Origin of the sequence: Pseudomonas fortuita (assembly GCF_026898135.2) — a bacterium.
GTDB lineage: Bacteria > Pseudomonadota > Gammaproteobacteria > Pseudomonadales > Pseudomonadaceae > Aquipseudomonas > Aquipseudomonas fortuita.
This window is the reverse complement of sequence record NZ_CP114035.2, coordinates 1,798,990-1,813,392: the sequence shown is the minus strand read 5'-3', so window position 1 is coordinate 1,813,392 and position 14,403 is coordinate 1,798,990. Positions and strand designations below refer to the sequence as shown.

At 63.5% G+C, this 14,403-nt stretch carries 9 protein-coding genes; 3 read left to right on the top strand and 6 right to left on the bottom strand.

Translation table 11 applies throughout. The features are described from left to right. Window positions 1–35: 35 nt before the first annotated feature. From sthA to OZ911_RS08135, 3 genes are all read right to left on the bottom strand, one after another. A complete protein-coding gene (gene sthA, locus OZ911_RS08145; protein ID WP_016485651.1) occupies window positions 36–1,430 on the bottom strand; it encodes a Si-specific NAD(P)(+) transhydrogenase in 1,395 nt (464 codons plus the stop codon). A 204-nt stretch (window positions 1,431–1,634) separates the two neighbouring features. After that, window positions 1,635–2,633 carry an FAD:protein FMN transferase gene (locus OZ911_RS08140; protein ID WP_024717338.1) on the bottom strand — a complete coding sequence of 333 codons (999 nt, stop codon included), beginning with the start codon at window positions 2,631–2,633 and terminating at the stop codon, window positions 1,635–1,637. A gap of 156 nt (window positions 2,634–2,789) precedes the next feature. After that, the gene (locus OZ911_RS08135) at window positions 2,790–4,253 is read right to left on the bottom strand and encodes a glyceraldehyde-3-phosphate dehydrogenase (protein ID WP_016485650.1); all 1,464 of its coding nucleotides are present in this window, start codon (window positions 4,251–4,253) and stop codon (window positions 2,790–2,792) included. Window positions 4,254–4,420: 167 nt separating this feature from the next. Between OZ911_RS08135 and mfd the strand changes: the two genes are divergently transcribed. Genes mfd through OZ911_RS08120 form a run of 3 tightly spaced genes read left to right on the top strand, consistent with a single transcriptional unit; the run spans window position 4,421 to window position 11,774 of the window. Next, complete coding sequence (gene mfd, locus OZ911_RS08130) at window positions 4,421–7,870, top strand: transcription-repair coupling factor (protein ID WP_031311939.1); 3,450 nt, start codon at window positions 4,421–4,423, stop codon at window positions 7,868–7,870. 9 nt (window positions 7,871–7,879) lie between these two features. Beyond that, window positions 7,880–8,452, top strand: a complete 573-nt coding sequence (locus OZ911_RS08125) for a CsiV family protein (RefSeq protein ID WP_016485648.1) — start codon at window positions 7,880–7,882, stop codon at window positions 8,450–8,452. A 4-nt stretch (window positions 8,453–8,456) separates the two neighbouring features. Next, entirely contained in the window at window positions 8,457–11,774 is a 3,318-nt protein-coding gene (locus OZ911_RS08120) for a DEAD/DEAH box helicase (RefSeq protein WP_083283776.1), read from the top strand. A gap of 125 nt (window positions 11,775–11,899) precedes the next feature. Here OZ911_RS08120 and nagZ read toward each other — a convergent pair whose 3' ends face one another. The 3 genes from nagZ to OZ911_RS08105 are packed head-to-tail and all read right to left on the bottom strand — an operon-like array spanning window position 11,900 to window position 14,192. Beyond that, window positions 11,900–12,898, bottom strand: coding sequence for a beta-N-acetylhexosaminidase (gene nagZ / locus OZ911_RS08115; protein ID WP_172455937.1), 999 nt, complete (start codon window positions 12,896–12,898; stop codon window positions 11,900–11,902). A 22-nt stretch (window positions 12,899–12,920) separates the two neighbouring features. Continuing rightward, the gene (locus OZ911_RS08110; RefSeq protein ID WP_023048970.1) at window positions 12,921–13,445 is read right to left on the bottom strand and encodes a L,D-transpeptidase; all 525 of its coding nucleotides are present in this window, start codon (window positions 13,443–13,445) and stop codon (window positions 12,921–12,923) included. A 39-nt stretch (window positions 13,446–13,484) separates the two neighbouring features. Beyond that, window positions 13,485–14,192 carry a TetR/AcrR family transcriptional regulator gene (locus tag OZ911_RS08105; protein WP_023048969.1) on the bottom strand — a complete coding sequence of 236 codons (708 nt, stop codon included), beginning with the start codon at window positions 14,190–14,192 and terminating at the stop codon, window positions 13,485–13,487. Between the last annotated feature and the right edge of the window lie 211 nt (window positions 14,193–14,403).

Sequence of the window (14,403 nt, the reverse complement as noted above, 5' to 3'; positions counted from 1 at the left end):
CTCTCCGACCGGCTCAGGCCACCGGTCGGAGCCGCTCAAAAAAGCCGGTTCAGGCCATCGTAGGCAGCTACCCGATAGGCTTCGGCCATGGTCGGGTAGTTGAACGTGGTGTTGACGAAGTACTTCAGGTTGTTCTGCTCACCCGGCTGGTTCATGATCGCCTGGCCGATATGGACGATCTCCGAAGCCTGGTAGCCGAAGCAGTGCACGCCGAGGATTTCCAGGGTTTCACGGTGGAACAGGATCTTCAGCATGCCCTGCGGCTCGCCGGCGATCTGCGCACGCGCCATGCTCTTGAAGAAGGCCTTGCCCACTTCGTACGGCACCTTGGCCTGGGTCAGTTCCTGCTCGTTCTTGCCGATCGAGCTGATTTCCGGAATGGTGTAGATACCGGTCGGTACGTCATTGACGAAGCGCCAGCTGCCATTGTCGACGATGCTGCCAGCCGCAGAACGCCCCTGGTCATGGGCGGCACTGGCCAGGCTCGGCCAGCCGATCACGTCACCGGCGCCGTAGATGTTCGGCACGGTAGTGCGATAAGCCTCGTCGACCTCGATCTGGCCACGGCTGTTGACCTTGATGCCGATGTTCTCCAGGCCCAGCTTGTCGGTGTTGCCGGTCCGGCCGTTGCACCACAGCAAGGCGTCGGCCTTGATCTTCTTGCCCGACTTCAGGTGCAGGATCACCCCGTTGTCCAGGCCTTCGACACGCTCATACTCTTCGTTGTGGCGCACGGTGATGTTGTTGTTGCTGAAGTGGTAGCTCAGTGCCTGGGAAATTTCCGAATCCAGGAAGCTCAACAGTTGGCCACGGTTATCCACCAGCTCTACCAGCACGCCCAGGCCGCTGAAGATCGACGCGTATTCGCAACCGATCACACCGGCGCCGTACACAATCAGCTTGCGCGGGGTGTGGCTGAGGCTGAGGATGGTATCGCTGTCGTAGACCCGCGGATGGTGGAAGTCGATGTCGGCCGGGCGGTAAGGGCGCGAGCCGGTGGCGATGATGATGTGCTTGGCGTTGAGCTTTTCAACTACACCGTTCGGGCACACCACTTCAACGGTTTGCTCGTCGGCAAAGCTGCCGGTGCCGACGAACACATCAACACGGTTGCGGGCGTAGTAGCCGGTGCGCGATGCAACTTGCTTGGAAATCACCTTCTCGGCGCTTTTCAGCACGTCCGGGAACGAGAACCAGCGCGGCTCACCGATCGCCCGGAACATCGGGTTGGTGTTGAACTGCATGATCTGCCGCACCGAGTGACGCAGTGCCTTGGACGGGATGGTACCCAGGTGCGTGCAGTTGCCACCGACCTGGCGACGGTCATCGACCATCGCTACCTTGCGCCCTGCTTTGGCGGCGTTCATTGCCGCGCCTTCACCGGCCGGGCCGGAACCCAGCACCACTACGTCGTAGTTGTAGACAGCCATGCGTACTCCTTCAGAACTGGCCCGCAAGCCACGGTCGCTCGCGGGACGCGATCATGCCGCCGGGGCGTCATGAGAAAATTCGGGTGCAGTCTAATCAAGCCTGAACGCCGCGCACATTAACCCTTGGTCGCGTCGTAGGCCAATTTTGCCCGCACTACATTTGGTTCACCCATTCCCTGGCGGCCATCATCCCTGCCTGCGCTTTCAATCGCCTTTCACCGCCCGTTCGAATGCGGGCGTAGCTCGAGAGACGAAGCCACCCTCGGCCCGAGTCACCAATACCGCGGCCAAGCCGTGCGCCACGGCAAAATCCCAGCCACGCTCAGGGCCAAGGATCAGCAGCAGTGTCGAATAGCCGTCGGCCTGCAACGCCGAGGCGTCCAGTACGGTGACTGCAGCCAGGTCGTGCTGCACGGGGCGCCCGAGGCGGGCATCGAAGGTGTGCGAATAACGCCGGCCATTCTCCTCGAAATAGTGCCGATAGTCACCCGAGGTTGAGACTGAAAGCTCATTGACTGCAATGATCTGCCGGGCGATCTGGCGGTCTTCACGGGGCAACTCCAGGGCGATGCGCCAGGGACTGCCATCGGGCTTGCGGCCAACCGCCTTGAGCTCGCCAGTGGCTTCGGCGACAAAACTGGCTATACCCATGGCGCGCAGGCGCGCAGCGATCAAGTCCACGGCATGGCCGGCGGCGATGCTATTGAAGTCGAGCTGCACCGGGGCGTCCTTGCACAGGGCCTGGTCTTCGATATGCAAGTGCCGGTAACCCACACGCTGACGAACCTGGGCCACGGCTTGCGGGTCGGGTACCCGCTCATGGCGGGCCTGGGGGCCGAAACCCCACAGGTCAAGCAAGGGTTCAACGGTGAGGTCAAAGGCACCCTCACTCTGCTCGGCCAGGTGCTGGCCAAGGGCAACCAGTTCAAGCATGTCGGGTGGCAGGGCCAGGCACTGGTTGGCGGGCAACTGGTTGAACCGGCTGACGGTAGAGTCGCCGCGGTAGGTCGAATAGTGCCGGTCGATTTCACCAAGAATGGTTTCGACCGCTGCCTGCACCTGGGCCGGCGCCGGGCCGCCAGGCTCGCGAACGTACTGGATGCTGTAGCTGCTACCCATGGTCGGGCCGCCCAGGCGCTCAAGGGTGGGGCCCTGGTTGCAGGCGGTGAGCAGCAGGAAAATGAACAGTAAGGCTGTGCGCAAGGTTCGGTTCCTGGGTGCTTGGCTTGGGCTTTGGGGTATGGCGCATATCGAGCGCCGCCCGCGCGGCGCTCGATCTCACAGGCACCACACGACCCACGGCAAGCAAAAAAAACGGGAACCCGAAGGTTCCCGTTTTTTCATTGCCTTACAAGCGAATCAGCGTGGAAACGCTGGCGGGTTCACACCGGCCATGTCTTCCATCACGCGAACCACCTGGCAGCTGTAACCGAATTCGTTGTCGTACCAGACGTACAGGACAACGCGGTTGTCGTTGGCGATGGTGGCTTCAGCGTCAACGACACCGGCGTGGCGCGAGCCAACGAAGTCGGTCGAAACCACTTCCTGCGAGCTGACGTAGTCGATCTGCTTGTGCAGTTCCGAGTGCATGGCGGTCTGGCGCAGGTACTCGTTGATTTCGTCGCGGTTGGTGGCCTTTTCCAGGTTCAGGTTCAGGATGGCCATCGAAACGTTCGGCGTCGGTACGCGAATGGCGTTGCCGGTCAGCTTGCCCTTCAGCACTGGCAGCGCCTTGGCGGCAGCAGTGGCTGCGCCGGTTTCGGTGATGACCATGTTCAGCGGCGCGGCACGACCACGGCGGCTGCCCTTGTGGAAGTTGTCGATCAGGTTCTGGTCGTTGGTGAACGAGTGAACGGTTTCGACGTGGCCGTTGACGATGCCGTACTTGTCGTTGACAGCCTTGAGCACCGGCACGATGGCGTTGGTGGTGCAGGAGGCCGCCGAGATGATCTTGTCATCGGCAGCAATGTCACCGTGGTTGATGCCGTGCACGATGTTCTTCAGCGCGCCCTTGCCAGGTGCGGTGAGGATCACGCGGGCAGCGCCCGGGCAGGCCAGGTGCTGGCCCAGGCCGTCGGCATCACGCCATACCCCGGTGTTGTCGACGATCAACGCGTTTTCGATGCCGTACTGGGTGTAGTCGACTTCGCTCGGGCTCTTGGCGTAGATAACCTGGATCAGGTTGCCGTTGGCAGTGATGGTGTTGTTGGCTTCGTCGATGGTGATGGTGCCGTCGAACGGGCCGTGAACAGAGTCACGACGCAGCAGGCTGGCACGCTTGACCAGGTCGTTCTCGGCGCCTTTGCGCACGACAATGGCGCGCAGGCGCAGGCCGTCGCCACCACCGGTCTTCTCGATCAGGATACGCGCCAGCAGGCGGCCGATGCGGCCGAAGCCGTACAGGACAACGTCGGTGCCTTTGCGCGCCGAAGCGTTCTGCTGGCCAACCACGTCGGCCAGTTCTTCACGGACGAACTGCTCGGCAGTACGGCCATTGCCTTCCTGCTTGAACTTGTTGGCCAGCTTGCCCAGGTCGACCGAAGCGGCGCCCAGTTTCAGCTCGCTCATGGCCTTGAGCAGGGGGAATGTCTCGTGGACGGACAGCTCGGTTTCGTCGGCTTGACGATGACGCGCAAAGCGGTGCGCCTTGAGGATCGAGATAACCGAACGGTTGATCAGGCTACGGCCATAAATCGAGCTCACCACGTTGTTGTTGCGGTAGAGCTGACCGATAAGCGGGATCATCGCTTCAGCCAGAGCTTCACGATCAATCCACTCACCAAGACACTGGTCGGGCTTCTGAGTCACGGGAACCTTCCACATGTAGGGACAGAAAAAAGGGGCTACATTATGACGCCCCGACGCGGAACCGGCAATGAGCGCCTGTCGCAGTCACGCAAGCCAGCGTTCACGCCCTTTCGAGCCTGACAGCCGGCACGGTCACCGGTACAATCGGTGTCTTTGCCGCAACGCTTGGAGTGCAATCTCCCGTGTCAGTTCTGCGCCTACCGCACATGTCGGCCACGGCCGGCAAACAAACCTGGGGTAACCTGCCCGGTGCCGCCCTCAGCCTTGCCATCGCCGAGGCCGCCAGCAACGCTGGCCGCTTCACCCTGCTGCTGACAGCCGACAGCCAGGCCGCCGACCGTCTGGAGCAGGAGCTGCGCTTCTTCGCCCCGGACCTGCCGGTGCTGCCATTCCCCGACTGGGAAACCCTGCCCTACGACCTGTTCTCGCCACACCAGGACATCATTTCCCAGCGCATCGCAAGCCTGTACCGCCTGCCGGAACTGAGCCATGGCATCCTCGTGGTGCCGGTCACCACCGCCCTGCACCGCCTGGCGCCCACCCGCTTCCTGCTGGGCAGCAGCCTGGTGCTGGACGTGGGCCAGACCATCGACGTGGAGCAGATGCGCACACGCCTGGAGGCCAGTGGCTATCGTTGCGTCGACACCGTCTACGAGCATGGCGAGTTCGCCGTGCGCGGCGCGCTGATCGACCTGTTCCCGATGGGCAGCAAGCTGCCCTACCGCATCGACCTGTTCGATGACGAGATCGAGACACTGCGCACCTTCGACCCCGAGACCCAGCGCTCGATCGACAAGGTGGATTCGGTGCGCCTGCTGCCGGCACGCGAATTTCCGATGCAAAAAGAGGAAGTGACCCGCTTCAAGGCACGCTTCCGTGAACGCTTCGACGTGGATTTCCGCCGCAGTGCGATCTTCCAGGACCTGGCCAGCGGCATCATCCCGGCCGGCATCGAGTACTACCTGCCGTTGTTCTTCGAAGAAACGTCCACCCTGTTCGACTACCTGCCGGCCGACACCCAGGTGTTTTCGCTGCCTGGCGTGGAACAGGCCGCCGAACACTTCTGGAACGACGTGCGCGGCCGTTATGAAGACCGCCGTGGCGACCTCAGCCGGCCGCTGCTGCCGCCTGCCGAGCTGTTCATGCCAGTGGAGGACTGCTTCGCCCGGCTCAAGCAGTGGCCGCGAGTGGTGGTCAGCAGCGAAGACATCGAACCGGGCGCGGGCCGCGAGCGCTTCCCGGCGCGCGCCCTGCCCAACCTGGCGATCGAGGCCAAGGCCAACCAGCCGCTGGCCGAGCTGGCCAACTTCCTCGACCAGTTCCCCGGCCGCGTGCTGTTCACCGCCGAATCGGCCGGCCGCCGCGAAGTGTTGCTGGAGCTGCTCGAACGATTGAAACTGCGGCCGCACACTGTCGACGGCTGGGCCGACTTCATCACCGGAAGCGAGCGCCTGGCGATCACCATAGCCCCGCTGGATGACGGCTTGCTGCTGGACGACCCAGGCCTGGCCCTGGTCGCGGAAAGCCCGCTGTTCGGCCAGCGCGTGATGCAGCGCCGCCGCCGCGACAAGCGTGGCGAAACCGCCAACGACGCGGTCATCAAGAACCTCACCGAGCTGCGCGAAGGCGCACCGGTGGTACACATTGACCATGGCGTGGGCCGCTACCTGGGCCTGGCCACCCTGGAAATCGAAGGCCAGGCTGCCGAATTCCTTACCCTGGAATACGCCGAGAACGCCAAGCTGTACGTGCCGGTGGCCAACCTGCACCTGATCGCCCGCTACACCGGCAGCGATGATGCCCTGGCACCGCTGCACCGGCTGGGCTCGGAAGCCTGGCAGAAGGCCAAGCGCAAGGCCGCCGAACAGGTGCGCGACGTGGCCGCCGAACTGCTCGACATCTATGCCCGCCGGGCCGCGCGCAAAGGGTATGCGTTTGCCGACCCGTCCGCCGACTACGCCACGTTCAGCGCCGGCTTCCCGTTCGAAGAAACCCCGGACCAGCAAACGGCCATCGAGGCGGTGCGGGCTGACATGCTCGCGCCCAAGCCAATGGACCGCCTGGTGTGTGGCGACGTCGGCTTCGGCAAGACAGAAGTGGCCATGCGGGCGGCGTTCATCGCCGTGCACAGTGGCCGCCAGGTCGCCGTGCTGGTGCCCACTACCCTGCTCGCCCAGCAACACTACAACAGCTTCCGCGACCGCTTTGCCGACTGGCCGGTGACCGTGGAGGTCATGAGCCGCTTCAAGTCGGCCAAGGAAGTGGCCGCCGCCGCCGCCGACCTGGCCGAAGGCAAGATCGACATCCTCATCGGCACCCACAAGCTGCTGCAGGACGATGTGCGCTTCAAGGACCTGGGCCTGGCCATCATCGACGAAGAGCACCGCTTTGGTGTACGCCAGAAAGAGCAGCTCAAGGCACTGCGCAGCGAGGTCGACATCCTCACCCTGACCGCTACGCCGATCCCGCGCACGTTGAACATGGCAGTGGCCGGCATGCGCGACCTGTCGATCATCGCCACGCCGCCAGCGCGCCGCCTGTCGGTGCGCACCTTTGTCATGGAGCAGAACAAGAGCACGGTCAAGGAGGCACTGCTGCGCGAACTGCTGCGCGGTGGCCAGGTGTACTACCTGCACAACGATGTGAAAACCATCGAAAAATGCGCCGCCGACCTTGCCGAACTGGTGCCCGAGGCACGTATCGGCATCGGCCACGGGCAAATGCGCGAACGCGAGCTGGAACAGGTGATGAGCGATTTCTACCACAAGCGCTTCAACGTGCTGGTGGCGTCGACCATCATCGAAACCGGCATCGACGTGCCTAGCGCCAATACCATCGTCATCGAGCGCGCCGACAAGTTTGGCCTGGCCCAGCTGCACCAGCTGCGTGGCCGGGTCGGCCGTAGCCACCACCAGGCCTACGCCTACCTGCTGACCCCAACCCGACAGAAAGTCAGCGCCGACGCTGAAAAACGCCTGGAAGCCATCGCCAACACCCAGGACCTGGGTGCTGGCTTTGTGCTGGCCACCAACGACCTGGAAATCCGCGGTGCGGGCGAGCTGCTGGGCGAAGGCCAGAGCGGTCAGATCCAGGCGGTGGGCTTCACCCTGTACATGGAAATGCTCGAACGCGCGGTCAAGGCGATCCGCAAGGGTACCCAGCCAAATCTGGAGCAACCGCTTGGCGGCGGCCCGGAGATCAACCTGCGCCTGCCCGCACTGATCCCCGAGGACTACCTGCCTGACGTGCATGCTCGGCTGATCCTGTACAAGCGCATTGCTTCGGCCGCCGACGAAGAAGGCCTCAAGGACCTGCAAGTGGAAATGATCGACCGCTTCGGTCTGCTGCCAGAACCGACCAAGAACCTGATGCGCCTGACTTCGCTCAAGCTGCAGGCGGAAAAGCTCGGCATCAAGAAAGTCGATGCTGGCCCCAATGGTGGCAAGCTCGAGTTCGAAGCCGAAACCCCGGTCGACCCGCTGACCCTGATCAAGCTGATCCAGGGCCAGCCCAAACGCTACAAGTTCGAAGGCGCTACCCAGTTCCGCTTCCTTGTGCCGATGGAACGCCCCGACGAACGTTTCAACACCCTGGAGGCGCTGTTCGAGCGCCTGACCCCACAGCCTGCCTAAGGAAGATCCATGCGTGCCATCCGTTGCCTGACCCTGCTGCTGGCGCTGTTCGCGCCAGCCGCCTTCGCCGAAGGCCTGTATCAGGTAGAAATGATTCTGGTGCGGCAGAACAGCGTGCCCGCCTTCACCAGCCCGTTCGCCCCGGAAGACTGGAGCGCTGGCGCCCCACGCCTGGCAAAAGACGCAGAGCGCCCACTGGCGCTGGAAGACGAAGCCACCCGCCTGGAAGCCACCGCCGACTACACCGTATTGATGCACAAGGCCTGGCAGCAGCAGGTCGGCAGCGAACCTGGCCGCATTGCCCTGGGCGAAGGCGCCGAACAGTTCGGCCACTTCCCTATCGAAGGCAACCTGAGCATCGCGCAAGGCCGCTTCATCTCGGTCGAGGCCAACTTCTGGGTCAACCAGCTGGACGGCAACGGCAGCGTGCTGCAAAGCGAGCAGTTCAGGCAGAACAACAGCAACGTCAAGGCCGGCCAGCTGACCTTCCTCGACGGCGGGCACCTGGCGGTGCTGCTGAAGGTGACACCACCGGGTACGCCGAAAATGCCGGTGATGGACCCGGAGATGATGGAGCAGTAATCCGATGAAGCAAGATGCCGCCGAGATGGTGAACGCTTATCCGAACTGGACCCAATCGTTCAGCAAAGCTGCCCTGCAACGCGGTGAGCGCTATGCCGAGGAAGGCAGGGTCGAACTGGAAGGCTTCTATGGGCCGACCATCACGGCCAATTGCCAAGGGAGTGGCGACAACCACTATCGGCAAAGCATCGAGTTGCACGTAGCCGGCGGCCGTTGCCATGTGCACGGTGAATGCGATTGCCCTGTAGGGCAAAACTGCAAGCATTGCGCCGCTGCACTGTTCTGCATAAGCGACCCTTGGTCCAATCATGAGGCCACGCAAGCCGACCCGGCAACGTTGTCCGCGGAACTGCAGCACTGGTTGAGCGGCCTGGAGCAGGCCCCGCCCAAGCCCAACGCAGCCGAAGACAAACGCGGACGCATGGTGTGCTACCAGCTCGACCTCACCGATGATGCCGTCTGCGCCCTGCTGGTACGCAAGGGCACACGAACCGAGGACGGCATACGCTTCAGCCGCGTCCAGTCACTGTACGACTTTCTCTACGAGCCACCGCGCTTCGTGACGGAAGAAGACACCCGCATTCTGCGCCTGCTCTCGGCCCTGAATCAGGGCGGCGGCCAGGACCGCGGCTATAAACTGAAGGGCCAGGAAGGTGGCGAGTTGTTCCAGCGCGCACTCGAAACCGGGCGCATGTTTTACGATGTCGGCTTCCCACCGCTTCATCAAGGCCCGGTGCGCCATGCCGAGTTCCGCTGGGTACGCCTGGACAACGGAAACTACCGGGGACTGTGGTACAGCGGCGAGGAAATGCTGCGCTGCGTCATCCCGCTGCTGCCACTTTACTACTTCGATCTGCTGACCAGTGAAGTGGGCAAGGTTGAGCACAGCCTGGATCCGCATGTCGCCGTGCAGCTGACTATTGCCCCCGATGTACCCGAGCACCTGGTCGTACCCCTCAGCCATAAACTCAATGCCCTCAGCCACAAGGTGCCGACGCCGACGCCAGTGCAGGAGCAGTTGCTCGATCACATCCAGCCCAAGCCCATTCTTGCGCTCGGCAGCCTTGAATACACCGCCTACATGCCGAAAACCGGTCGCATGCAACGGCAAATGCAACACCGCGCCGCATTGGCATTCAACTATGACGGTTTGCAGGTCAGCGGCACCGACGAGAAGCCGCTGACCCGCCTGGCGGGCAGCACCAGCCAGCGAATTCGCCGACAGCCGCAAGCCGAGCTAGCCCTGCGCAATGCGTTACGCGACCTGGGCTTCAAACCCGCCACTCGGCAGAGCAAGGCCCTGCCCGACAGTGCCGGCGAAATGTATCAGTTGCCCGACGACGAAGCCTGGCTGCGCTTTGCACGCGAAGGTCTGCCGCGCCTGCGCGAAGCCGGCTGGAACATCGACATACACCGCGATTTCGCCTTCAACTTGCAGGAGGTGGACGACTGGTATGCGACCATCGACGAGGCGCCCGGCCATGAATGGTTCGACCTGGAGCTGGGCATTGTGGTCGATGGCCAGCGTCACAGCCTGTTGCCCATCGTGTTGCAACTGCTGCGCAGCAGCCCAGAGCTGCTGCGCCCCAGCGAACTGGCCCGGCGCAGTGACGATGAACACCTGCTGATCGACCTCAACCGCGGCCGCCTGGACACACCGGCATTGCGCGTCGCCCTGCCCTACGGCCGCATCAAGGCCGTGATGGGCACCTTGGGTGAGCTGTACCTGCACGAAGACACCGCTGGCCCGAGCCTGCGCATGGAGCGCGCCGACGCCGCGCGCCTGAACGAAATCGAGGGCCTGCCCTTGCACTGGGAAGGGGGCGAGCACGTACGCGACCTGGGCCGCCGCCTGCGCGATGCCCGCGAGCTGCAAGTGCCACCCCCCGCCGGGCTGCGGGCCAACTTGCGGCCGTATCAGCAGCAGGGCCTGAACTGGCTGCAGGCACTGCGCGGGATGGGTACCGGCGGCATCCTCGGCGACGACATGGGCCTGGGCAAGACCCTGCAGACCCTGGCACACCTGCTGCTGGAAAAACAGTCCGGGCGCTTGGGCGCACCGGCCCTGGCGGTCATGCCCACCAGCCTGATACCCAACTGGTTGGACGAAGCCCAGCGTTTCGCCCCTGACCTGCGCGTACTGGCACTGCATGGCCCAGGGCGCAGCAAGCATTTCACCCGGTTGCACGAATACGACCTGGTCCTGACCACTTACGCCCTGATGCCACGCGACCTGAAACACCTGCGCGCCCAAGCCTGGCACATGCTGGTGCTGGACGAGGCACAGAACATCAAGAGCAGCACCAGCAAGGCCGCCCTCGCCGTCTGCGAGCTACAGGCCGGCCAGCGCCTGTGCCTCACCGGCACGCCGATGGAAAACAACCTGGGCGAGCTGTGGTCGATCTTCCACTTCCTCATGCCCGGCTGGCTGGGCGACCTCAAACGGTTCAACCAGGACTACCGCGTCCCGATAGAGCGCCATGGCGACGCTGAGCGCCTGGCCCACCTGGTCACGCGTATTCGCCCCTTCCTGCTGCGCCGCACCAAGGAGCAGGTGGCCACCGAGTTGCCCGCCAAGACCGAGATGGTGCACTGGGTCGAGCTCAGCGACGCCCAGCGCGACACCTACGAGGCCGTGCGAGTGGCCATGGACCAGAAAGTCCGCGACGAAATCGCTCGCAATGGCGCCGCGCGCAGCCAGATCGTCATCCTCGACGCCCTGCTCAAGCTGCGCCAGGTGTGCTGCGACCTGCGCCTGGTAAAAGGGGTGGAAAGCCATGGGAACCAGGCCGACAAGGGCAAGCTGGGCGCGCTGCTGGAAATGCTCGAGGAGCTGCTCAGCGAAGGGCGCCGGGTACTGCTGTTCTCGCAGTTCACCTCGATGCTGGCACTTATCGAGCAGGAGCTGCAGAAACGCAAGATCCGCTATAGCTTGCTGACCGGCGACACGCGCGACCGGCGCACGCCAGTGCGGCAGTTCCAGCAGGGTGACAGCGAAGTGTTCCTGATCAGCTTGAAGGCAGGCGGGGTGGGCTTGAACCTGACGGCCGCAGACACGGTGATCCACTACGACCCCTGGTGGAACCCGGCCAGCGAAAACCAGGCCACCGACCGGGCGTACCGGATTGGCCAGGACAAGCCAGTGTTCGTGTTCAAGCTGATTACCCGGGGTACGGTGGAAGAGAAGATCCAGATGTTGCAGCAGGAGAAAGCGGCATTGGCAGCCAGCTTGCTGGATGGCGGGCAGGCTGGGCAATGGCGCATGGGCGATGAAGAAATCGAGGCACTGTTTGCGCCATTGCCAGGCAAGCGTGGGCGGTAAACCATCAACTTTCACTGCCCAAGCTGGCCTCTTCGCGGGTGAACCCGCTCCCACAGTGACCGCACCGCTATCTGGCATGCGCAGTACCTGTGGGAGCGGGCATGCCCGCGAAGCGGCCGAGGCAGTCAATCGACCAGCTGAGCTTCCTTCAACGCCCCCAACGCCTCCAGCCAGCGCGGCTGCTGGCGATAATCGGTCCGCGCAAACCCTTGCCCGCGCATCCGCGCAATCCGCGGCGATGGCTTGACCTTCATACGTTGCGCCGCACTCAGTGCCAGCTCCGCTGCCGCCCGGTCATTGCACACCAGGCCCATGTCACAGCCGGCGCTCAACGCTGCCTCGATACGGCTGGCCGCATCACCCACCACATGCGCACCGGCCATCGACAAGTCATCACTGAAGATCACCCCGTCAAAGCCCAGCTCGCCGCGAAGGATGTCCTGCAGCCAGCGCCGCGAAAAACCGGCTGGCTGGTTGTCAACCTGCGGGTAGATGACATGCGCCGGCATCACCGCCGCCAGCTGGCCGCTCAGGCGCGTGAACGGCACCAGGTCGGCCTGGCGTAATTGCTCAAGGCTGCGCTCATCGGTGGGAATGGCCACATGCGAGTCAGCCTCGGCCCAGCCATGGCCGGGGAAGTGCTTGCCACAGGCAGCCATGCCCGCCGCATTCATACCGCGGATGAACGCCCCCGCAAGTTGCGTGGCACGCAGGGGGTCGCCCTCGAAGGCACGGCTGCCGACCACGGCGCTGCGCTGGTGGTCCAGGTCCAGCACGGGTGCAAAGCTGAGGTCCAGGCCAACCGCCAGCACCTCGGTCGCCATCAGCCAACCGCACTGCTCCGCCAGGTACTCGGCGTTGTCATTGTCGGCCAGCGCACGCATGGCTGGCAGGCGCACGAAACCCTGGCGCAGGCGCTGCACGCGGCCGCCCTCCTGGTCTACCGCCAGAATAAGGTCAGGGCGTATGGCGCGGATCGATGCGCACAGCTCACGCACCTGGCGCGGGCTGTCGATGTTGCGGGCAAAAATGATCAGGCCGGCCACTTCGGGTTGGCGCAGCAAGTGACGGTCTTCGGCGGTCAGCCATTTACCGGCGATATCCACCATCAGGGAGCCTTGCAGGCTGACGGTCATGGGTAATCCTTCATTGAAGACAAAGAGAGGCCCACTGGGGGCAGGCGGCCTGTTCGATACGCACCGGGCAATGGGCCGGCACCCGCTCGAACAGGCTTAGCAAGTCAGTGTTGCGCAGGCGTATGCAGCCATGGGACAACGCTACGCCCATGGGTTCCGTATCCGGGGTGCCGTGCAGGTAGATGTAGCGGCGGAAGGTGTCGACCGCGCCCAGGCGGTTAAGCCCCGGCTCACAGCCGCTGAGCCAGAGGATGCGGGTGAGTATCCAGTCACGGCCCGGGTATTGCGCGTGCAATACCGGCGACCACACCTCACCCGCCCAGCGCCGCCCGACCAGCACTGCAGCAAGCGGCAGGCCCGCGCCAATTTTTGCCCGCACTTGATGCAGGCCACGCGGTGTGCAACCCGAACCGTAGCGCTCGCCCGCACCGTTGCGCGACGTGGAAACCGGCACGCGCACGCGCAGCTGGCCACAGGCAAAGCCATACAGGCATTGGTCGGCAAGGGAAATGTGCAGCAGGTCGAGATCGGGCATGGCGCTAGCTTAGCCGAAGCGCCCTGCCCCGCCCAGCCTTCAGGCCTTGGCGGTAATAGCGGTAGCTTTGCTGCGTGGTCGCAGCTGCGCCGTGGCCATGGCTTCGTCGGTGACGCCGCTGTCGGCACGCATGCCTGCAGCCAGGAACGGTACCATCAGGCGCATCACCTGCTCGATCGAGGTGTTGATGCCAAAGTCAGTCTCGGCGATCGCACGCAGCGCCTTGATGCCGGACATGCTGAAGGCGGCGGCGCCGAGCATGAAGTGCACGCGCCAGAACAGTTCCAGTGGTGGAATACGCGGCGCAGCCTCGTTGACCAGCAGCATGTAGCGGCGGAACACCTTGCCGTACATGTCTTCCAGGTAACGCCGCAGGTGGCCTTGGCTCTGGCTGAATGCCAGGCCCAGCAGGCGCATGAAGATCGACAGATCGTTGTTGCTGCGAGGTTGCACGACCAACGCCTGCTCCACCAGCATCTCCAGCAGCTCTTCGAGGCTGGGCTTGTGCTCCGGCTTGGCCTGGCGACGCTCCAGCTCGCGCTCCAGGCTGGCGCAGAACGGCCCGAGGAAGCGCGAGAACACCGCCTGGATCAACGCTTTCTTGGAGCCGAAATGATAGTTGACGGCCGCCAGGTTCACCCCGGCCTTGCTGGTAATCAGCCGCAATGAGGTTTCGGCAAACCCCCTTTCCGCGAACAGCTGCTCGGCAGCATCGAGAATGCGTTCAACGGTTTCCGATTGGGCCATGACTACTCCGCGTACTCCGCCAGACAAACAGGTGTTTGAAACATACGTTTCAGTCCTGCTTCTGTCAAGGCTCGGTGACCGGGCGGTCGCCATTTAAAAGCCCCAGGCGGCGTGCTGCAAGTGCCAGCGTTCAGGTTTAATGCGCCTTTTGGCTTGCAGCGCATCCAGTACTGTATATAATCCCAGTCACTGTACAAAAAGACAGAGCGCT